This is a genomic window from Streptomyces daliensis (assembly GCF_054782395.1).
The window spans coordinates 24062-43674 of the sequence record NZ_BAAGSO010000075.1; the positions used below are offsets into that span (position 1 = coordinate 24062).

Below are 19613 nucleotides of genomic sequence, written 5' to 3' on the forward strand. Positions count from 1 at the left end.
GCGCACTCGAACTTCACGAACCCGGTGAAGTGGTGAGTGGGACGTCGGCCGAAGGCCCCGGTGCCCTGGTCGCGGCGGGCGGTGACGGCGACGGCGACAGCACGGAGACGTCGTCGCCCGCCCGCCGCAGGCGCCGCCCGCTGCGTACCTCGCTGCTCGTGGTGGTGGCGATCGCCGTCGCCGCGGCGGCGGGCCTCGCCGCCACCGGCGCCCTCGGGGGCGACAGCACCGACTCGGCGAGCGCCGCCCCCTCCGGACCGCCCGCCACGACGAAGGTGAAGCGGACCACGCTCAGCAGCACGGAGACCGTGGACGGCAACCTCGGCTACGGCGACACCTCCACCGTTCAGGCTCCGGCCTCGTCCGGCTCGGAGAGCGGCGGAGGAAGCGACAGCGGGCAGTCCGCGCAGTCCCCGCAGAGCGGCCAGGCGTCCCAGGGAGACAGCTCCGGCGACAGCGGAAGCGCCGGGATCGTCACCTGGATGCCCAGCGAGGGCGACACCATCAAGCGCGGCGACGCCGTGTACAGCGTCGACCAGCAGAAGGTCCCGCTGCTCTACGGCTCCACGCCCTTCTACCGGACGTTGCAGTCGGGGGTCGAAGGCGACGACGTCGAGATCCTGGAGAAGAACCTCTCCAAGCTCGGCTACGACGGCTTCACCGTCGACGAGGAGTTCACCTCCGGTACGGCGGAAGCCGTGCAGGAGTGGCAGGACGACCTGGGCCGCGAGGAGACCGGGACGGTGAAGTCCGGTGACGCGGTGATCGCCGACGGAGCGAGGCGGGTGGCGGACACCAAGGCGTCGCCCGGCGGTGCGCTGAGCGGCGAGCTGCTGAGCTGGACCGCCACCGAGCGGGTCATCACCGTCGACCTGGACGTCGAGTACGAGGACTCGGTGAAGAAGGGGACCAAGGCGTCGATCACGCTCCCCGACAACTCCTCGGCGGAGGCCGAGGTGACCGACGTCGGCACACCCACCACACCCAAGAGCGACAGCGAGTCCAGTGACTCCGGCGAGTCCGAGGACTCCGACACGCCCACGTTGCCCGTCGAGCTGAAGGTCGACGACCAGAAGAAACTGGGCAACTACCAGGCCGCTTCCGTCGACGTGGAGCTGAAGGACGAGACACGTGAGAACGTGCTCGCGGTGCCGATCAACGCACTGGTCGCCGAGGGCGGCGGCGGTTACGCCGTGGAGGTCGTGACCTCGAAGGGGTCCGAGTACCGGCCCGTCAAGGTCGGCCTGTTCGCCAACAGCCTCGTCGAGGTGTCGGGGAAGGGCATCACCGAGGGACTGGTCGTGGGGGTTCCCAAGTGACCGTCCAGTCCCACCCGGTCGTCGATCTGGCCGGGGCGTCCAAGACGTACGGAGATGTCACCGCTCTCAGGTCGGCCGACCTGCTCATCCGGCCGGGCGAACTCCTCGCCGTGGTCGGGCCTTCGGGCTCGGGGAAGTCCACGATGCTCAACATCATGGGCACCCTCGACAGGCCGTCGTCGGGCAGAGTGCGGATCGCGGGGCACGACATCGACGCGCTCAGCGACCGCGAGCTGTCCGCGTTGCGCGCGGGCACCATCGGCTTCGTCTTCCAGCAGTTCCACCTGTCCTCCGGCGTACCGGCACTGGACAGCGTGGCTGACGGGCTGCTCTACAGCGGGCGGCCCAGGAGCGAACGGCGCAGGGTGGCCGAGCGGGCGCTGCGCAGGGTCGGCCTCGGCCACCGGATGTACCACCAGCCGCACCAGTTGTCCGGCGGCGAGAAGCAGCGGGTGGCCATCGCGCGGGCCGTGGCGGGCGATCCCCCGCTGCTCCTCGCCGACGAGCCGACCGGAGCGCTCGACTCCCGCTCGGGCGCCGTGGTGATGGAGCTGCTGCACGAGTTGCACGAGTCAGGGACGACGGTGGTGGTCATCACCCACGACCGTGACATCGCGGCGTCACTGCCCCGCGAGGTCCGGCTCAAGGACGGCAAGATCGAGCATGATTCGTCCCTGGGTGCGGCATCCACTGCTCTTGTGCCTGAGGAGGCCTTACGATGACCGCGCCGCAGACGGCGACGAAGGAGATAGCGGAGAGGGAGCAGCCGGCGCTGCCTCCGCCGCCCCGCCCCAAGTCGGCCCGCATGGGGCTGGCGGACGTGGTGCGGGTGGGAGGTTCGGGTCTGCGGTCGCGCCCGATGAGGGTCTTCCTCTCGGCCCTGGGCATCGCCATCGGCATCGCCGCCATGATCTCGGTGGTAGGGATCTCCACCTCCTCCACCGAGGACCTCAACCGCAGGCTCGCAGCGCTGGGCACCAACCTCCTCACCGTCCTGCCAGGTACCTCCTTCGGCGGGGACGCCGCCCATCTGCCCAAGGAATCGGTGCAGATGATCGGCAACCTTCCCCACGTCGAATCGGTCTCCGCCATTGGCGGCACCAGTGCCAAGGTCTACCGCAACGATCACATTCCGACGCAGGAGTCGAGCGGTCTGACCGTCAGCGCCGCGCGTACGGATCTGCCCGCTTCCGTCGGTGCCGAGGTGGTCGACGGCCGCTGGCTGAACAACGCCAACAGCAAGTACCCGGCCGTTGTTCTCGGGTCCGTCGCCGCCAGCAAGCTCGGCATCCACGAGGCGGGGCCCGACGTCCGGGTCTGGCTCGGCGACGAGTGGTTCACCGTCGTCGGGGTCCTCGCCCCCAACGAGCTGATCCCCGACCTCGACTCGGCCGCCCTCGTCGGCTGGGACGTCGCCGAGGAGCGTCTCGACTTCGACGGCTATCCCAGCACCATCTACACCCGTGCCGAGGAAGCCCACGTAGAGGACGTCCAGGAGGTTCTGGGAGCCGCGGCCAACCCCGAATCGCCCAGCGAGGCCGACGTGTCCCGCCCCTCCGACGCGCTCGCCGCCAAGCAAGCCACCGATGACACCCTCAGCGGTCTCCTCCTCGGCCTCGGTGGCGTCGCGCTCCTCGTCGGCGGTGTCGGTGTCGCCAACACCATGGTGATCTCGGTACTCGAACGCCGCGCCGAGATCGGCCTGCGCCGTTCCCTCGGCGCCACCCGCGGGCAGATCCGCACCCAGTTCCTCGCAGAGGCTCTGCTCCTGTCGGCACTGGGAGGCTTCGGTGGAGTGCTCCTGGGAATCGGCGTGACCATCGGCTACGCCACCTATCAGGACATGGCCGCCGTCGTCCCGCTGTGGGCCATGGCGGGCGGCATCGTCGCCACCCTCCTCATCGGCGGGCTCGCCGGCTTCTATCCCGCGGTACGGGCCGCCAAGCTCCCTCCCACCGAGGCGCTGGCCACCACCTAAGGACCGCACCACAGAGAAAAGGTGTCCCCGCTGCTCCCCCCGGCAGCGGGGACACCGCTGTGTACGCGGCCGGTCGGCAACCCCGTGTCCGGCACCGCAGTGGTGCTCGCGCATTCCCACTCGTGCCGCCGTCTGTCCAAGTGCGGGGAACGACCAGTTGGACAGGGATGCCCGAGGAAGCGTGGTCTGCTCTCATGGTTACCGCCACCGGTGGCATCCAGTGCCGGACAGCCGACGTCGGACAGCTCGTGCGACGTGACGGCAAGATCGGTACAACGCGGATCCGGACCCCACAGGGACGGGAGAGGCCCGGCCTCTCTGGACCTGGCGTCGGGGAAAGGAAAAGATGGGGTAATGGGGCCCCGTCCAATTGCATGGACCGGCCGGTTGGACAGCGTTGTACGGGGAGTTCATCCGTGTAATTCTTGGCGCTGGCACCGAGTGACTGATAATTCCTGATTTCCATTAATCAATGCCGCAGGGGGAATTCCATGACCGGAGAGAGCCCCGTCGGGGCAGGGATGACGCCTGACGGTGCGGTGCCGCGGCTGAACAGGACGGATCTGCACGCGAGTGTCTCCGATCCGGTCCTGGACACCATGAACTTCCTCAACGAGGTGACCCTGCGGTACCCGGAGGCGATCTCCTTCGCCCCCGGCCGCCCGTACGACGGGTTCTTCGACACCGAGCAGATCTTCGCCTACCTCCGCAGATACCTCGACCACGAGGCCGAGCAGGGCCGTTCGCCTGAGCAGATCCGCACGCTCATGTACCAGTACGGGCCCACCGCGGGACAGGTCCGCGAGATCATCGCCGACTCGCTCAGGGTGGACGAGCAGATCGACGTGCCGGCCGAGTCCCTCGTGGTGACCGTCGGCGCCCAGGAGGCCATGCTGCTCGTGCTGCGCGCGCTGGTCACGGGCCCCGAGGACGCGATCCTCGTCTCCAGTCCCTGCTTCATGGGCATCACCGGCGCCGCCCGCCTCCTCGACATCCCGGTGACACCGGTGGAGGAGGGCGAGGACGGCTTCTCGGTCGCGGTCCTGGAGGCGGCGATCGAGCGGGAGAAGGCAGGAGGACGGCGTCCCCGCGCCTTCTACGTGATCCCCGACCACTCCAACCCGTCGGGCAGCACGATGGGCCTGCGGGCCCGCGCCGAACTGCTGGACTGCGCCGCGCGGCACGACATCCTCGTCATCGAGGACAGCCCGTACCGGCTGGTCAGCCCCGGCGCGCCGCTGCCGACGCTGAAGTCGCTCGACCGGGCGCGCCGGGTCGTGCACATCGGCTCCTTCGCCAAAACGGTCTTTCCCGGCGCCCGCCTGGGCTTCGTGGTCGCGGACCAGCCCGTCGTGGACGGGCCGACGGGCCGTACCACCCTGCTCGCGGACGAACTGGCCAAGATCAAGAGCATGGTGACCGTCAACACCCCGGCGCTGAGCCAGGCGGCGGTGGCGGGCGCGCTGCTGGCCGCCAACGGGCGGCTCTCGGAGCTGAACGCGAAACCGGCCGCGCACTACGGCGAGGCCATGCAGTCCACGCTCCGGCACTTGGACACTTGCCTTCCGGCCGAGCGCCGTGCGGCCCTGGGAGTCCGCTGGAACGAACCCACCGGCGGGTTCTTCCTGGGAATGCGGGTGCCCTTTCCGGCGGACAACGCGGCGCTGACGCGTTCCGCGGAGAACTTCGGTGTCATCTGGACACCGATGCAGTACTTCTATCCCGGCGGCGGCGGTCTCCGTGAAATCCGGCTGTCCGTCAGTTATCTGACGAACGCGGAAATCGCGGAGGGCGCCGCCAGGCTCGCCCGCTTCATCGAGGCGGAGAGCGAGCAGTGACGCACATTCTTTCCTCCGTGCCAAGCAGGTTCTCTTGAGAAAGGATGCTGAAGTGACCAGCGTCAGTGGCACACAGCAGCCGCGCAGCAGACGACGTATGTGGGGGTGGACTTTCCGATGACCGTCAGTGTGGAATCTCCGGATTTTCTGGATCCTGAATCTCTCGAAGCAGCAGGTCTGACGACCGAGAGCCGCACTCTGAGTGCGCTCGGCCGTCCCCGGATCATCGGTGTGGGCACGGCGGCCAGCCCGACGGTCTACACCCAGGAAGAAGTGCTCGACGCCTTCGGCATCAGCGACCCGCGCATCCGCTCGGTCTTCCTCAACAGCGCCATCGAACGCCGCCACCTCACCCTTCCCGACGTGGACGACAATGGTGAGCGCCTCTCGGAACCGCAGGGCGACCTTCTCGACAAGCACAAGCGCATGGCCCTGGAGATGGGCGCCGAGGCGCTGTTCGCCTGCCTCAAGCGGGCGGGCGCGGAACTCTCGGACCTGCGCCACCTGTGCTGCGTGACCTCCACCGGATTCCTGACCCCCGGCATCAGCGCGCTGCTGATCCGCGAGCTGGGCATCGACCGGCACTGCAGCCGCTCCGACATCGTGGGCATGGGCTGCAACGCGGGGCTGAACGCCCTCAACGTGGTGGCGGGCTGGTCCGCGGCCAACCCCGGCGAACTCGCCGTCGTGCTGTGCGTGGAGGCGTGCTCCGCCGCGTACGCGATGGACTCGACGATGCGGACCGCGGTCGTCAACAGCCTGTTCGGCGACGGCGCGGGCGCCATCGCGCTCATGACAGCGCCGGTCACGGTCCCGTCGGCCGTGCCCGAGGCCCTGTCAGCGGGCGGGTCCGGCACCGCAGGCGAACCGCTCAACGGTCAGGCGGCGGTCGCCGCGACGGAGTTCACGGAGATCCCGGACACCCCGGCGGGGGCTTCCGAGGGCCCCAGCATCCTCAAGTTCGCGAGCTGCATCATTCCCGAAGCGGCCGACGCGATGCGCTACGACTGGGACCGCGACCAGGGAAGGTTCAGCTTCTTCCTGGACCCACTGATCCCGTACGTGGTCGGAGCGCACGCCGAGATCGTCGTCGACCGGCTGCTCGCCGGCACCGGACTGCGCCGCAGCGACATCAGCCACTGGCTGGTCCACTCCGGCGGCAAGAAGGTGATCGACGCCGTCGTCGTCAACCTCGGGCTGACACGGCACGACGTACGGCACACCACGGGCGTACTGCGGGACTACGGCAACGTGTCCAGCGGCTCGTTCCTCTTCTCCTACGAGCGGCTCCTCGACGAGGGAGTCGCCCAGCCCGGTGACTACGGAGTGCTCATGACCATGGGTCCGGGTTCCACGCTCGAAACGTCGCTGGTCCGATGGTGAACCCGGAGGGTGCAATGGAGCACACGCTCACGCTGGAGATAGACGGGACCGAGCCGCTGTCGGCGGCATCGGTCAAGGCACTCGCGCAGCTCTGCGACAGCGCGGAGGACCAGGGCGGCTCCGGTGTCGTCACCGTGCACGTCACCGGGGCGCCTGACGGCACGTGGACCAGCGGGCTCGACGTCATGCTGGTCAGCAAGTGGGAACGCGCCCTGCGCAGGCTGGAGCGGCTCCCCATGGCCACCCTCGCGGTGGCGCACGGGGACTGCGGCGGCGCGGCGCTCGACGCCTTCCTGGCCGCCGACATCCGCGTGGCCGCCCTCGGTACGCGGCTGCTCGTCCAGAGCGACGGCTCGGCCACCTGGCCGGGGATGGCCGGGTTCCGGCTCGTCCAGCTCGCCGGTGCGGCGCGCACCCGCAGGGCCGTGCTCTTCGGGCTGCCGATCGAGGCACCCGAGGCGCAGGGGCTCGGCATCGTCGATGAACTCGTCGACGACCCGGCGAAGGCGGTCGCCGCTGCGGCCGGGCTGGTCAGCGGTCTCTCGGGCAAGGAGCTGGCCATTCGCAGGCAGCTCCTGTTCGACGCCACGACGACGAGCTTCGAGGACGCCCTCGGCCCGCACCTGGCCGCCTGCGACCGCGCGCTGCGCGTCGGCCAGGAGGTGTCATGACCACCGTTCAGCCTCCTCAGACACCCGTCGAGGGAGTCTGGCCGAGTCTGTACGAGGCCGCGGCGCGCGTCGACGGCCTGGTCGCCACGCTGCCGGCGCCCGGCGGACGCTCGCCGGAACAGCGCGCCGAGATCACCGAGGCGAAGGACGCGGCCCGCACCCAGCGGGTCCGCTTCCTCGCCGAGCACGTCGAGGCGGTCTACGACCGCCTCACCGAGGGACGCACCCGCAGTCTGCGCGTCGAGGAGCTGGTCGAGGCCGCGGCGGCCGAGTTCCCCTCCCTGGTGCCGTCGGCCGAGCGGCTGGCCTCCGACCGGAGCCGCCGCCAGGCCGACAAGGAGGGGTACGAGATCGACCAGGGGATCTTCCTCAAGGCGGTCCTCGGCTCCCCGGTGGCGGGCTCGCACCTGCTCGACTCCATGCTGCGGCCGACGCGGCGCGCACTGGAGCTGCTGCCCGAGTTCCGCAGGACCGGCGTCGTGGAGACGCCGTCGGTCCGGCTGGAGCGCTGGGACGGCGCGGCGTATCTGACGATGTGCCGCGACGACTGCCTCAACGCCGAGGACTGCCAGCAGGTCGACGACATGGAGACCGTCGTCGATCTCGCGCTGCTCGACCCGGACATCGAGGTGGGAGTGCTGCGCGGCGGCGAGATGACCCACCCCCGCTACCGCGGGAAGCGGGTCTTCAGCGCGGGCATCAACCTCAAGAGCCTGCACGCGGGCGACATCTCCCTGGTGGACTTCCTGCTCCGCCGCGAGCTGGGGTACATCCACAAGCTGGTCAGGGGAGTGCTCACCGAGCACGAGGGCGCGTGGCAGGCACGTACGGTCGAGAAGCCCTGGATCGCCGCGGTCGACACCTTCGCCATCGGTGGCGGCATGCAGCTGCTCTTCGTCTTCGACCACGTGCTGGCCGCCTCGGACTCCTACCTCACCCTGCCCGCGGCCCGCGAGGGCATCGTGCCGGGTGCGGGGAACTTCCGGCTCGGGCGGCACACGGGGCCGCGCGTCTCCCGGCAGGTCATCCTCCAGGGCCGCAGGCTCTGGGCGAACGAGCCGGACGCGCGCCAGGTGATCGACGAGGTGGTGGAGCCGGACGAGATGGACGCGGCCGTCACCAGGAGCGTGGAGCGGCTGCGCAGCCCCGCGGTCGTCGCCAACCGCAGGATGCTCAACCTCGCCGAGGAGCCACCGGAGGAGTTCCGGCGCTACATGTCGGAGTTCGCCCTCCAGCAGGCACTGCGCCTGTACGGGGAGGACGTCATCGCCAAGGTCGGCCGGTTCGCGGGGCGTTCCGCATGAGCGAAGCCGCCGCCCGGACGCGTGAGGACCGGGTGCGCCACGACCGGGTGCGTTACGAGAAGAAGGACCACGTCGCGCATGTGACGCTCGACCGTCCCGAGGTGCTCAACGCGATGGACCTGCGCACCCACGAGGAACTCGCGGGCGTCTGGGACGACGTGGAGGCCGACGACACGGTCAGGGTCGCGGTGCTGACGGGAGCGGGCGACCGTGCCTTCTCCGTCGGACAGGACCTGAAGGAGCGCGCCCGCCTGGACCGGGAGGGCGCGCCCCTGACGACCTTCGGCAGCCGCGGCCAGCCCGGCTGGCCACGGCTCACCGACCGGTTCACCCTCTCCAAGCCCGTGGTCGCGCGCGTCCACGGCTACGCACTGGGCGGCGGCTTCGAACTCGCCCTGGCCTGCGACCTGATCATCGCCTCTGACCAGGCCGTCTTCGGCCTGCCCGAGGCCAGGCTCGGGCTGATCCCCGGCGCGGGCGGCGCCTTCCGGCTCGCCCGCCAGATGCCCCAACGGGTCGCCATGGGCTACCTGCTGACGGGCCGTCGGATGGATGCCGCGACGGCACTGCGGTACGGGCTGGTCAACGAGGTCGTACCGGCCGGGGAACTGGACGAGTGCGTCGACGGATGGGTGGCGGACCTGGTCCGCAGCGCGCCGCTGTCGGTGCGGGCGATCAGGGAGGCCGCGCTCAAGTCCGTCGACATGCCGCTCGAGGAGGCGTTCACCGCCACCTACACCTGGGAGGAGCGCCGCAGGCGCAGCGACGACGCGGTCGAGGGACCGCGCGCCTTCGCGGAGAAGCGCGAACCGGTCTGGACCGGCCGCTGAGCACACGTACGCGGGTACGGCACACGCAGCAGAAGGGGGACGATCCGATGCCGGTGGCGCGGATCAACGGAATCAGCCTCGGCTACGACGACTACGGCTCGGGGGAGCCGGTGGTGATGGTCACCGGCACCGGGGCGCCGGGAAGGATGTGGCGCACGCACCAGGTGCCCGCGCTGAAGGCGGCGGGATACCGGGCGATCACGCTCGACAACCGGGGCATCCCGCCGAGCGACCTGTGCCCGGAGGGCTTCACCCTGGACGACATGGCGGCGGACGTCGCCGGCCTCATCGAGTACCTCGGGGTGGGGCCCTGCCGGGTGGTGGGCTTCTCACTGGGCTCGGTCATCGTGCAGGAGCTGCTGGTGGCCAGGCCGGAACTGGTGCGGGAGGCCGTGCTGATGGCGACCTGCGGGCGGGCCGACGGACTGATCACGGCCATGTCCGCCGCCGAGATCGAGCTGTGCGACAGCGGGGCCAAGGTCCCGCCGCGCTACGCGGCCTACATCCAGGCGCTCCAGAACCTGTCCCCGGAGACGCTCAACGACGAGACGAAGCTTCAGGACTGGCTCGACATCTTCGAGATGTCGGCGGTCGATCTCAGCTCCATCCGGGGCCAGCTGGGGCTTCAGGTGTTCGGGAACCGCCTCGCCGCGTACCGCGGGATCTCCTGCCCCTGCCTCGTCATCGGGTTCGGCGACGACCTGATCGTGCGCCCGCACCTGGCGCGGGAGGTCGCCGAGAGCGTCCAGGACGGCACGTACACAGAGATTTCCGGATGCGGTCACTACGGATATCTTGAGAAGCCCGAATCCGTGAATGCCGCGATCACCTATTTCTTCGGTATGCGGAGAACTTGAGCCGTCCGTCATGACGGGAAAGTCAACTGCCCGATTCTGAACGGGCGTTCAGGCGGCTGTCCCGTATTGCTGACCTTGTAGCCGTTCAGACGCTCGGTTATCGTGTTTCACGTCTTATCCCGCAAAACAGGAATGGTGGGAGTGGTCATGGCAAATCCGTTCGACGATGAAAACGGGACTTTCGTGGTGCTGGTGAACGACGAAAACCAGCATTCCCTCTGGCCCGTCTTCGCCGATACGCCGGCCGGTTGGAAGATCGTTTTCGGCGAGGACACCCGCAAGGCGTGCCTGGAGTACATCGAGGAGAAGTGGACGGATATGCGTCCGCAGAGCCTCATCGATGAGATGAACAAGCTAGAGACCGCCAGCTAGGCGAGCCCTCCCCGACGGTGACGACGAAACAGAGGTGGTATCTGTGGCCATGATGGGTGGCCCAGGGCCGATGATAATAAGAGGGGACGGGCCGGACTCCTCGATAACAAAACAGAAGGTCAAACCCGGTACTGCCAAGCGGATACTTCCGTACACCAGGCCGCACCGCCGCAGCATCGGCCTTCTGCTGGTCATCACCACGCTGAACGCCGGCTGCGCGGTTGCTCCGCCTCTTCTGCTCAAGTACCTCATCGACAGCGGAGTCCTCGCCCAGGACCTCTCCATCGTCGTGTGGATCGCGGTGGCCGTCGGTGTGCTGGCCCTCTTCGCCGCCGTCATCGGATTCGGGGAGGCGTGGTACTCGGCCAAGGTCAGTGAAGGGCTCATCTACAGTCTGCGTACGCAGGTCTTCAACCATGTGCAGCGCCAGCCGCTGGCGTTCTTCACCCGCGCGCAGACCGGAGCACTGGTCAGCAGGCTGAACACCGATGTGATCGGCGCCCAGCAGGCCGTGACGCAGTTGTTGTCGACGGTGGTTTCCGCAGGGCTGACCCTGCTGTTCATCCTGGGCACGATGCTTTACCTGTCATGGACGATCACCCTGCTTTCCCTGGTGCTGATGCCGTTCTTCATCCTGCCCGGCAGGCTGATCGGACGGCGAATGCAGCAGCTCGTTCGCCAGCACATGCAGATCAATGCCGAAATGGGCTCGATGATGCATGAGCGGTTCAACGTGACCGGGGCCCTGCTGGCCAAGCTCTACGGCCGCCCTGACACCGAGACGGGCCAGTTCTCGAAACTGGCGGCCCGCGGACGCGACATCGGCGTCCGGCACTCCGTCTCCATGAAGATGCTTTTCCTTTCGACGATGCTCGTCGGCTCACTGGCCACGGCAGCCGTTTACGGCGTGGGCGGCGCCTTCGCCATCAACGGCGCCTTCCAGGTGGGCACCCTGGTGGCGCTCGCCACGCTGCTCACCCGGCTGATGGCGCCCGTCGGCCAGCTCTCCAACGCGCAGGCCGACGTGATGACCGCGCTCGTCAGCTTCGACCGGCTCTTCGAGGTCCTCGACCTCAAGCCGCTGATCGCCGAGAAGCCGGACGCGGTGGCCCTGCCGTCCGCGGCCTCGGGCAACGGCTCGGCACCGGAGGTCGAGTTCGACGGAGTGTCCTTCCGCTATCCCAAGGCGGCCGACATCTCGCTGGCCTCCCTGGAATCGATCGCCGCGCCCATGCCGGAGCGCGACGACGACAACGCCTGGACCCTCCAGGACCTGAGCTTCACCGTTCCGGCGGGGAAGCTCACGGCGCTGGTCGGCCCGTCGGGTGCGGGCAAGACGACCATCACCCACCTGGTGCCGAGGCTCTACGACCCGGACGAGGGCACGGTGCGCATCGGCGGCAAGGACTTGCGGGACCTCACCCTGGCGTCGCTGAACGAGACGGTCGGCATGGTCACCCAGGACGCCCACCTCTTCCACACCACCATCCGCGAGAACCTCGCCTACGCCCGCCCTGACGCCACCGAGCAGGACATGAAGGAGGCGTGCAAGGCCGCGCAGATCTGGGACCTGGTCGACTCGCTGCCCGACGGTCTGGACACCATGGTCGGCGACCGCGGCTACCGGCTCTCCGGTGGTGAGAAGCAGCGCATCGCCATGGCGCGGCTCCTGCTGAAGGCCCCGCCGGTCGTCGTGCTGGACGAGGCGACCGCGCATCTCGACTCGGAGTCCGAGGCGGCCCTTCAGCGGGCTCTCAAGACCGCGCTCACGGGCCGGACCTCCCTGGTGATCGCCCACCGGCTCTCCACGATCCGGGACGCCGACCAGATCCTGGTCGTCGACAAGGGGCAGATCAAGGAGCGCGGAACCCACGAGGAACTCCTCGAACTGGACGGGCTGTACGCGGAGCTGTACCGCACGCAGTTCTCCCGCCAGACCCTGGGCAACGGCGACGGACCGGCTCGCGAGAAGGTCCCCGAGCCGGTCGGCCCGCCCGGTCACTTCATGGGCCCAGGACCTGGCGGTCCCGGTGGCCCGGGCCCCGTGTTCCACGGTCCTGGCCCTGGCGGTCCCGGCCCTGGCCCGGGTGTCTTCCACGGCCCTGGCCCCGGCGGACCCGGCGGCCCGGGTGGTCCCGGCCCTGGTCCGGGTGTCTTCCACGGCCCGGGTCCCGGCGGCCCAGGTCCCGGATGACGAGGGCACGGCCGTCGGGGTGAGCGTGAGCCCGCCGGCCGTGCGAGATCCCCGGCGAACAGAAACGCAGAAACGGTGTCCGCGACTTCCTCACGGAGGTCGCGGACACCGCGTTGTCGGCTGGTCCGCTTGGTCCGCTTGGTCCGCCCCCGGCGCCGCCCGGCAGCCCCGTCCCGGCCCGTCCTGTTCCGTCCCGCCCCGCGCTCAGGGCGCCTGGCTGGAGCCGCCCTGGACAGGCAGGTCGGGCAGCTCACGCTTCATGACCTTGCCCATGTCGTTGCGGGGCAGCGCGTCGAGGAACCGCACGGTGCGCGGCCTCTTGTGCGGGGCGAGCTGACGGGTCACCAGCGCGGTCAGCTCCTCCGTGTCGGGCGGGTTCGCCGGGTCGGCGGGGACGATCCAGGCGGCGACCCGCTCGCCCAGGTCCGGGTCGGGCTCCGCCGCCACTGCCGCCTCGGCGACACCGGGGTGAGCGAGCAGCACGTTCTCGATCTCGCCCGCGCCGATCTTGTAGCCGCCGCTCTTGATGAGGTCGGTGGCCTTGCGGCCGACGATCCGTACGTAGCCGTCCGCGTCCCGCGTGGCCATGTCGCCCGTACGGAACCAGCCGCCGTCGAACGCCTCGGCGGTGGCATCGGGCCGGTTGAGGTACTCGGTGAAGAGGTTGGGCCCGCGCACCTGGAGTTCGCCGACCGTCTCGCCGTCCTGGACCGTGACACGCTCGCCCGCGTCGTCGACGAGACGCACGTCCACGTCCTTGAGCGGCACCCCGACCGTGCCGGGGCGCGGTGTGCCGTCGGCGCGCACGCTGGTGTTCATCAGCGTCTCGGTCATCCCGTACCGCTCGATGACGTGCCGCCCCGTGGCCTCGGTGATCCGCTCGTGGTCGGGCAGCGGCAGCGCGGCGGAGCCGGAGACCAGCAGCCGCGCGCCCGACAGCGCCGACACCAGCGCGGGGTCCGACGCCAGGGCCTCCGCGATCCGGTGGTACATCGTCGGCACCCCGAACAGCATCGTGCCGCCCGAGGACAGCTCGCGCGCGACGCCCTCCGTGGTGAAGCGGCCCAGGTGGCGCAGGGCGCCGCCGCGCCGCAGCGGGCCCAGGACGCCGAGGATCAGGCCGTGGACGTGGAAGAGCGGCAGCGCGTGCACCAGCGTGTCGTCCTCCGTCCACCGCCAGGCGTCCTCCAGCGCGTCCAGGCTGCTGGCGATGGCGCGGCGGGAGAGGACGACGCCCTTGGGCGGACCCGTCGTGCCGGACGTGTAGACGATGAGCGCGGCCGATTCGGGCCCCGGCTCCGGCGGCAGCGACCACGCCGAGTCGGAGGGCTCGCCGGTGCCGGTGAGGTCGATGTCGGCGCGGGGGAGCGAGGCCAGCGCGTCGGGCAGTTCGGCGCCCGGCTCGGCCAGCACCAGGCTCGGCGCGCTGTCGGTGACGATGTGGGCGAGTTCGCGCTCACCGCTCTTCGGGTTGACCGGGACCGCGGGCACGCCCGCGAGCAGCGCGCCCACCACGCCGACGCACGTCTCCAGGCCGGGGGTGGCCCACACCGCCACGCGTCCGGCGGACTCGACGCGTGCGGCGACGTCGCCCGCGGCGGCGGCGAGTTGGTGGTAGCTGAGCTCGCGGTCGCCGAAGCGCAGCGCGGGGCGCGAGGACGCCGCGTGCAGCGCGGGGAAGAGCAGGGACACCCGGACTCCTTCGTGATCTCGTCTCTCGGGCCGTCAGCATCTCACTTGACGCACGGGCCGTGCCGGGGGAGGGGAGGAGTCGTCAAGGGTAAGGAAACTTTCCTAACCTCTTGACGCCGATAGTCAGGGTCCCTAACTTTCACGCCACTCCCGCATCACCCGGGAATGACATGCCCCCCTCATCGGCCTCACCCCCACCTTCCGCAGGAGGCATCCGTGCACCAGCACCTCAGCAGACGCCGCATCACCTGGCTCGCCCTGTGCGCCGCGACGCTCGCCGCGTTACTCCTCGCGCTCCCGTCGTGGTCCAGCGCGGGCGCGGGCGAGACCGCGGCGCCCGCCGCGCGCGGTGCCGACAGCGCCTCCGCCCGAACGGCCGCGCCCGCGGGCTCGGCCGTCGCCGAGAACGGGCAGCTCTCGGTCTGCGGCGAGCGACTGTGCAACGAACGGAACCAGGCGGTGCAGCTCAAGGGCATGAGCACCCACGGCACCCAGTGGTACGCGCAGTGCGTCACCGACGGGTCCCTCGACGCGCTGTCCCAGGACTGGGGCGCCGACGTCCTGCGCGTGTCGATGTATGTGCAGGAGGGCGGCTACGAGACCGACCCCGAGGGATTCACCCGTCTCGCCCAGCGCATCGTGGACCAGGCCATCGAGCGGGGCATGTACGCGGTCATCGACTGGCACCAGCTCACCCCGGGCGACCCGAACCGGAACACCGCCCTGGCCAAGCGCTTCTTCACGGACATGGCCGCGAAGTACGCGAACCAGCCCAACGTCTTCTACGAGATCGCCAACGAGCCCAACGGCGTCGCGTGGGCCGACATCAAGTCCTACGCCGAGGAGGTCATCCCGGTGGTCCGCGCCCAGGACCCGGACGGCGTGGTGCTCGTCGGCACCCGCGCCTGGTCCTCGCTGGGGGTCTCCGAGGGCGCCGACGAGCAGGAGGTCGTGAACAACCCCGTCGACGCCGACAACATCATGTACACCTTCCACTTCTACGCCGCCTCGCACGGCGAGGAGTACCTTGGCGCACTCTCCAGGGCGGCGGACCGGCTGCCCGTGTTCGTCACCGAGTTCGGCACCCAGAACTACGCGGGGGAGGGTGCCAACGACTTCGCCTCGGCGCAGAAGTACCTCGACCTGATGGCGGAGAAGGGCATCTCCTGGACCAACTGGAACTTCTCGGACGACGAGCGCTCGGGCGCCGTCTTCAAGCCGGGCACCTGCGACGGCGACCAGTGGACGGGAACCGGAGTCCTCAAGGAGGCCGGTGTCTGGATCCGCGAACGGATCAAGGGCTGACGGCTGACGGGCCGGCTGACAGGCCGGCCGACGGGCTCAGGTCACGTGCGGGAAGAGCGTCGTGAAGGACTCCGTCGCGTCCGTGAGGCCCCGCGCGAAGGGCGAGTCGAAGTGCCACACGAGGAAGAGGAGGAAGGCGATCAGCGAGGTGAAGAGGACCGCGAGCAGCAGTTCCCGCCCCGAGCGCTGGATCTGGAGCGTGAAGAGCATCCCGACCGCCACCGCGGCCCCCACGATGAGCCCCACCCACACCACGCCGGGCATCGTCGGCTCCGCGCTCGACGCGCGGTCCGTACGGGCCGCGTCGGCCTCGGCGACCTGGTCGATCAGTGAGGGGTAGGACTGCTCCTGCTGGACGGTGCTGGGCTCGAAGGAGACCACGTCGTGCCGGATGCGGTCCATCAGCTTCGCGCCGTGCTCCGTGACCTTGCCGTGCTCCGCCATGTACGGCCACTCCTTGTCGACGGTGTAGCGCACATAGGCGTCCACGTCGTCGCGGACGCGCTCACGGTCGGGCTTCGGGAGGACATCGGCGCGCTGGTGCACCTCGTACAGCGCCTGGGCCTCGGCCTTCACCGAGTCGTCGGCGATGTTGCGGGCCTCCCATACTCCGGCGATGGCGAGACCGAGCACGATCGCGTACACCACGCCGATCATCATGGTCATGTACTCGATGACGTCGGGCGTCTCGGACGGGTCGTCGTCCTCGCCCACGCGCCGCTGCCGCAGCAGCACGATGACGACGACGAACGCGCACGCGGCGAGCACCGCGAGGGTCAGAACCAGCCAGTCGGACATGGGCGTCTCCTGCGCCCTCCCAGGAGAGGGCTTGTGTACGGGGCCTGCGGCCGGGAACGGGGTCGGCGCCGGTCACCGGAGTGACGGCCCGGGAGGGAGCGGGGCTACGCGGAGGGCGGGGCTATGCGGAGGAGGCGGGGCCTCCGCCGCCCGAAGCGGTCCCGGAGCCGGAGCCGCCCGAGCCCGAACCGCCGCTTCCGCGGGGGCGCAGCGCGGCGGCGGCCAGCACGGCGGGGGCCAGGATGAGCAGGGTGCGGGTGACCATCGGGAGCCTGCCGCTCGGGCGCTCGTTGTCCGGCGTCACATGGGCCGGTGCGGGGGCTGCGGCCTCGGTGTGCGGCGGCTTCGGATCGTCCGGCTCCGGTTCGGGCTCCGGCGGCTCGGGCTCGGGCGCGCGGGAGGACGCGCTGGGCTCGGGCTCCGGTTCCGGCTTCGGCGGTACGGGCTTCGGCTCGGGCGCCGGGGCCTCGGAGCGCGCCGGAGGACTGCTCGGTTTGGGCGGCGGCGTGCTGCGCGGCGGCGGCGTGGGGGTGGGCGTAGGTGTGGGGGTGGGTGTGATCGTGGGAGTCGGCTCCGGCGGCGGGGGCGGACTGCTGCTCGGCGGGGGAGGCGGCGGCGTGGGAGTGGGCGGTGGAGTCGGCGTCGGCGGGGGTGGAGGTGGTGGAGGTGGTGGGGGCGGCGGACACCCGCAGCGGTGCCGCGTCACCAGATCCAGGCTCACCCCTGGAGCGCGCACGGACAGGGAGGCGCAGCCGCCGTGCCGGGCGTTCGCGCGGACCTCGGTCTCACCCGCCCGCACGGAGAGCCCGGCGCTTGCACCGGCGCGTGCCCGCTGGTTCTCCGGAGTGGCGAAGGGGGAACTGGGCACCGTGTCGGCCACGGCGGGCGCGGCGCAGATCATCGCGAGTGCCGTGCAGGCAAGGGCAGTTGCCGAGGTCTGTCTCCACCGGTGTCGTCCCGTCACGCGGTTGAGCATGCGCGGCTGCGGCGCGTTCCGGAAAGGCGTTCGGCCGATAATCGCTCGAAGTGCTGAACTCCGCGCTTCTGTTGATTAGGACGCGTCCTCGGGCTGAAGGCCGCGGGAGTGGCCACGTCCGCGTGGGGACGCGGTACACGGACGGAACTGCCGCACCCCGTAGAGGTGTTGATTCCCGGCGTCGCTCCCCCCGTCAGGCGCGGCGGGGAAGCGGCGTACAGGACCAAACGGAAGCTAGCGCACGGTGAGCCCGCCGTCGACGGTGAGAACGGTGCCGGTGGTCCAGCGTGCGTCTGCCAGGTAGGCGGCTGCCTCGGCGACGTCCCGTGGGGTGCCGATGCGGCCCAGCGGATAGGCGGCCTGGATACCGGCGTCGTGCGCCGCGCGCTGCCGCGGCGTCATCGGGTCGAGGTAGGAGCGCTGGTAGGTGGGGGTGTGGACAGCGCCCGGCGCGAGGGCGTTGACCCGTACGCCGTCGGCGCCGAGTTCGTTGGCCAGGGCCATGGTCAGGGAGTTGATGGCTCCGCGGGTCGCGGAGTAGGCGGCCGAGGCGCGGCCGGCCGTCATTCTGCGCGCCCAGTAGCTGCTGATGTTGATGATGCTGCCCTGGGCCCTGGTGAGTTCGGCGAGGAGCGCCCGGCTGAGCAGCAGCGGCACCTTGACGTTGAGGTGCAGCATGGCATCGATCATGTCCGGCGTGGTGTCCGCGAGAGGAGCGAAGTGCGCGGCGCCCGCATTGTTGACGAGCGTGTCAACGTGCTCGGTCAGCGCGCGGACGGCCTCACCGACCGCAGCTACGGCGCCGGGCTCGGCGAGGTCGGCGGACACGGTGTGGACGGCGACATCGTGCCCCAGGAGGGTTTGGCGGGCGCGGCCGAGTCTGTCCGGATCGCGTCCTACGAGGATCAGATCGGCGCCCCGTGAGGCCAGCGCTTCGGCGATGGCGTAGCCCAGGCCGTCACTTCCGCCCGTGACGACCGCGGTGTTCCCGCGGGACGGCACTTCTCCTGGGGGAGCCGGTGAGGGCGAGGTCATGGCTACCGCCTCTTTCTTCCAGCGAAACGGACAGGACTTGTCCGTTTCTTGAGGCTAACGGAACCGGACAGATCCTGTCCATTTCTGTGTACGGTGTGGCCATGAACGCACGACGACAGGCGGCGACCAGCGACGCGGCGGACCGGAAGGCGCCCCGCGCGGACGCCCAGCGCAACGCCGCGCTCGTCCTGGCCGGGGCGCGGCGCGCTGTCGCCTCCAAGGGGCTGGACGTCAGCTACCACGAGATCGCTCGCGAAGCGGGGGTGGGCGTCGGCACGGTCTACCGCCGCTTCCCGGAACGGGACCAACTCATGGCTGCCGTGCTGCGCGACATCCTGAACGAACTGGTCCGCACCGCCGAAGCCGCTGTGGAGTGCGCGGACCCATGGGAGGGCTTCACCCGGCTGTTCAGCGGTCTGGCCACCCGCACGGCGGAGAATGCGGGCCTGTCGGGAACGCTCGACGCACACGGCGGCCCCGACATCGCCGCGCTGCGCCATCGCCTCCTGCGTCTCATCCGGCAGGCCACCGAGCGCGCCCAGCAGGCCGGCACGCTCCGGGGCGACGTGGACTGGCATGACATCCCGTTCCTGGCCCAGGCCGCGGTCACGCCCGGATGCTTCTTGGGCCTGCCCGCGGACCCCGCCCGGGGACCCCGCACGCTCCGCGTCATCCTCGACGGGCTGCGCGGCTCCTGAGACGTCCCGGTCTCCGCCCGTCGGCCGGCGACCTGTGGAGTATCCCTTTGGCTCCGCGAACCTCGCCAAGCTCAGTTGTCAGGCACGGCCTAGGCCGTGTCGTCAAAATTTCGTCTGTGGGGCGGGGCCATGCACGCACATCTGCTGCGTTGTCAGTCGTCGGCGCAGCCCTCCCCCAGGCCCTGCGGGCTGGGAGGTGCCCCCGGCGCTCTCCTCCCTCCGCCTTGCATCTGCACGCACCTGACCCCGCCCCACACCGCCCTAGCGGGCGGAACGACGCTATTTTGACGACACGGCCTAGGCCGTTTCTGATGGCTCTTGGACGGTGTCGCGGAGCCATATGACGATGGCTGCTGTGGTGAG

17 protein-coding genes are annotated in these 19613 nt (G+C 70.1%); 13 read left to right on the forward strand and 4 right to left on the reverse strand.

The window, feature by feature from the left end:
* Positions 1-32: 32 nt before the first annotated feature.
* From ACYVOO_RS16810 to ACYVOO_RS16860, 11 genes are all read left to right on the forward strand, one after another.
* The gene (locus ACYVOO_RS16810; protein ID WP_461016453.1) at positions 33-1319 is read left to right on the forward strand and encodes a peptidoglycan-binding protein; all 1287 of its coding nucleotides are present in this window, start codon (positions 33-35) and stop codon (positions 1317-1319) included.
* Positions 1316-2041, forward strand: coding sequence for an ABC transporter ATP-binding protein (locus tag ACYVOO_RS16815; RefSeq protein ID WP_461016454.1), 726 nt, complete (start codon positions 1316-1318; stop codon positions 2039-2041). Before ACYVOO_RS16810 ends, ACYVOO_RS16815 begins: the two co-directional genes overlap by 4 nt.
* Positions 2038-3297: an ABC transporter permease gene (locus ACYVOO_RS16820; RefSeq protein WP_461016455.1), complete on the forward strand. Its 1260-nt coding sequence runs from the start codon at positions 2038-2040 to the stop codon at positions 3295-3297. The genes ACYVOO_RS16815 and ACYVOO_RS16820 overlap by 4 nt, the downstream gene beginning before the upstream one ends.
* 521 nt (positions 3298-3818) lie before the next feature.
* A complete protein-coding gene (locus ACYVOO_RS16825) occupies positions 3819-5135 on the forward strand; it encodes an aminotransferase-like domain-containing protein (protein ID WP_461016466.1) in 1317 nt (438 codons plus the stop codon).
* A 117-nt stretch (positions 5136-5252) separates the two neighbouring features.
* Complete coding sequence (dpgA, locus tag ACYVOO_RS16830) at positions 5253-6518, forward strand: 3,5-dihydroxyphenylacetyl-CoA synthase DpgA (RefSeq protein WP_461016456.1); 1266 nt, start codon at positions 5253-5255, stop codon at positions 6516-6518.
* A 14-nt stretch (positions 6519-6532) separates the two neighbouring features.
* Positions 6533-7189, forward strand: a complete 657-nt coding sequence (gene dpgB, locus ACYVOO_RS16835) for an enoyl-CoA-hydratase DpgB (protein WP_453347615.1) — start codon at positions 6533-6535, stop codon at positions 7187-7189.
* Positions 7186-8493, forward strand: coding sequence for a (3,5-dihydroxyphenyl)acetyl-CoA 1,2-dioxygenase DpgC (gene dpgC / locus ACYVOO_RS16840; protein WP_461016457.1), 1308 nt, complete (start codon positions 7186-7188; stop codon positions 8491-8493). Before dpgB ends, dpgC begins: the two co-directional genes overlap by 4 nt.
* Positions 8490-9323, forward strand: a complete 834-nt coding sequence (gene dpgD, locus ACYVOO_RS16845; protein WP_461016458.1) for an enoyl-CoA-hydratase DpgD — start codon at positions 8490-8492, stop codon at positions 9321-9323. Before dpgC ends, dpgD begins: the two co-directional genes overlap by 4 nt.
* A 47-nt stretch (positions 9324-9370) precedes the next feature.
* Positions 9371-10180, forward strand: coding sequence for an alpha/beta fold hydrolase (locus ACYVOO_RS16850; RefSeq protein ID WP_461016459.1), 810 nt, complete (start codon positions 9371-9373; stop codon positions 10178-10180).
* Positions 10181-10327: 147 nt separating this feature from the next.
* Positions 10328-10552 carry an MbtH family protein gene (locus tag ACYVOO_RS16855; RefSeq protein WP_453347619.1) on the forward strand — a complete coding sequence of 75 codons (225 nt, stop codon included), beginning with the start codon at positions 10328-10330 and terminating at the stop codon, positions 10550-10552.
* 49 nt (positions 10553-10601) lie between these two features.
* Positions 10602-12746 carry an ABC transporter ATP-binding protein gene (locus ACYVOO_RS16860; protein WP_461016467.1) on the forward strand — a complete coding sequence of 715 codons (2145 nt, stop codon included), beginning with the start codon at positions 10602-10604 and terminating at the stop codon, positions 12744-12746.
* Positions 12747-12950: 204 nt separating this feature from the next.
* Here the strand turns inward: ACYVOO_RS16860 and ACYVOO_RS16865 are convergent, their stop codons facing one another.
* The gene (locus ACYVOO_RS16865; protein WP_461016460.1) at positions 12951-14438 is read right to left on the reverse strand and encodes an acyl-CoA synthetase; all 1488 of its coding nucleotides are present in this window, start codon (positions 14436-14438) and stop codon (positions 12951-12953) included.
* Between the two features lie 165 nt (positions 14439-14603).
* Here ACYVOO_RS16865 and ACYVOO_RS16870 point away from each other — a divergent pair, with 165 nt between their 5' ends.
* Positions 14604-15743 carry a glycoside hydrolase family 5 protein gene (locus tag ACYVOO_RS16870; RefSeq protein WP_461016461.1) on the forward strand — a complete coding sequence of 380 codons (1140 nt, stop codon included), beginning with the start codon at positions 14604-14606 and terminating at the stop codon, positions 15741-15743.
* A 36-nt stretch (positions 15744-15779) separates the two neighbouring features.
* Here ACYVOO_RS16870 and ACYVOO_RS16875 read toward each other — a convergent pair whose 3' ends face one another.
* The 3 genes from ACYVOO_RS16875 to ACYVOO_RS16885 form a co-directional block, all read right to left on the reverse strand.
* A complete protein-coding gene (locus ACYVOO_RS16875; RefSeq protein WP_461016462.1) occupies positions 15780-16541 on the reverse strand; it encodes a bestrophin-like domain in 762 nt (253 codons plus the stop codon).
* 121 nt (positions 16542-16662) lie between these two features.
* Positions 16663-16845 carry a hypothetical protein gene (locus ACYVOO_RS16880; RefSeq protein ID WP_461016463.1) on the reverse strand — a complete coding sequence of 61 codons (183 nt, stop codon included), beginning with the start codon at positions 16843-16845 and terminating at the stop codon, positions 16663-16665.
* A 906-nt stretch (positions 16846-17751) separates the two neighbouring features.
* The gene (locus ACYVOO_RS16885) at positions 17752-18552 is read right to left on the reverse strand and encodes an SDR family NAD(P)-dependent oxidoreductase (protein WP_461016464.1); all 801 of its coding nucleotides are present in this window, start codon (positions 18550-18552) and stop codon (positions 17752-17754) included.
* A 101-nt stretch (positions 18553-18653) separates the two neighbouring features.
* Here ACYVOO_RS16885 and ACYVOO_RS16890 point away from each other — a divergent pair, with 101 nt between their 5' ends.
* Positions 18654-19250 carry a TetR/AcrR family transcriptional regulator gene (locus tag ACYVOO_RS16890; RefSeq protein WP_461016465.1) on the forward strand — a complete coding sequence of 199 codons (597 nt, stop codon included), beginning with the start codon at positions 18654-18656 and terminating at the stop codon, positions 19248-19250.
* Positions 19251-19613: the final 363 nt, after the last annotated feature.

What these genes read in the sequence shown, in the direction of transcription:
- ACYVOO_RS16820 (WP_461016455.1), top strand. Translation starts at nt 2,038, where the DNA reads ATGACCGCGCCGCAGACGGCGACGAAGGAGATAGCGGAGAGGGAGCAG.
- ACYVOO_RS16825 (WP_461016466.1), top strand. Translation starts at nt 3,819, where the DNA reads ATGACGCCTGACGGTGCGGTGCCGCGGCTGAACAGGACGGATCTGCAC.
- dpgA (WP_461016456.1), top strand. Translation starts at nt 5,253, where the DNA reads ATGACCGTCAGTGTGGAATCTCCGGATTTTCTGGATCCTGAATCTCTC.
- dpgB (WP_453347615.1), top strand. Translation starts at nt 6,533, where the DNA reads ATGGAGCACACGCTCACGCTGGAGATAGACGGGACCGAGCCGCTGTCG.
- dpgC (WP_461016457.1), top strand. Translation starts at nt 7,186, where the DNA reads ATGACCACCGTTCAGCCTCCTCAGACACCCGTCGAGGGAGTCTGGCCG.
- dpgD (WP_461016458.1), top strand. Translation starts at nt 8,490, where the DNA reads ATGAGCGAAGCCGCCGCCCGGACGCGTGAGGACCGGGTGCGCCACGAC.
- ACYVOO_RS16850 (WP_461016459.1), top strand. Translation starts at nt 9,371, where the DNA reads ATGCCGGTGGCGCGGATCAACGGAATCAGCCTCGGCTACGACGACTAC.
- ACYVOO_RS16855 (WP_453347619.1), top strand. Translation starts at nt 10,328, where the DNA reads ATGGCAAATCCGTTCGACGATGAAAACGGGACTTTCGTGGTGCTGGTG.
- ACYVOO_RS16860 (WP_461016467.1), top strand. Translation starts at nt 10,602, where the DNA reads ATGATGGGTGGCCCAGGGCCGATGATAATAAGAGGGGACGGGCCGGAC.
- ACYVOO_RS16870 (WP_461016461.1), top strand. Translation starts at nt 14,604, where the DNA reads ATGACATGCCCCCCTCATCGGCCTCACCCCCACCTTCCGCAGGAGGCA.
- ACYVOO_RS16875 (WP_461016462.1), bottom strand. Translation starts at nt 16,541, where the DNA reads ATGTCCGACTGGCTGGTTCTGACCCTCGCGGTGCTCGCCGCGTGCGCG.
- ACYVOO_RS16885 (WP_461016464.1), bottom strand. Translation starts at nt 18,552, where the DNA reads ATGACCTCGCCCTCACCGGCTCCCCCAGGAGAAGTGCCGTCCCGCGGG.
- ACYVOO_RS16890 (WP_461016465.1), top strand. Translation starts at nt 18,654, where the DNA reads ATGAACGCACGACGACAGGCGGCGACCAGCGACGCGGCGGACCGGAAG.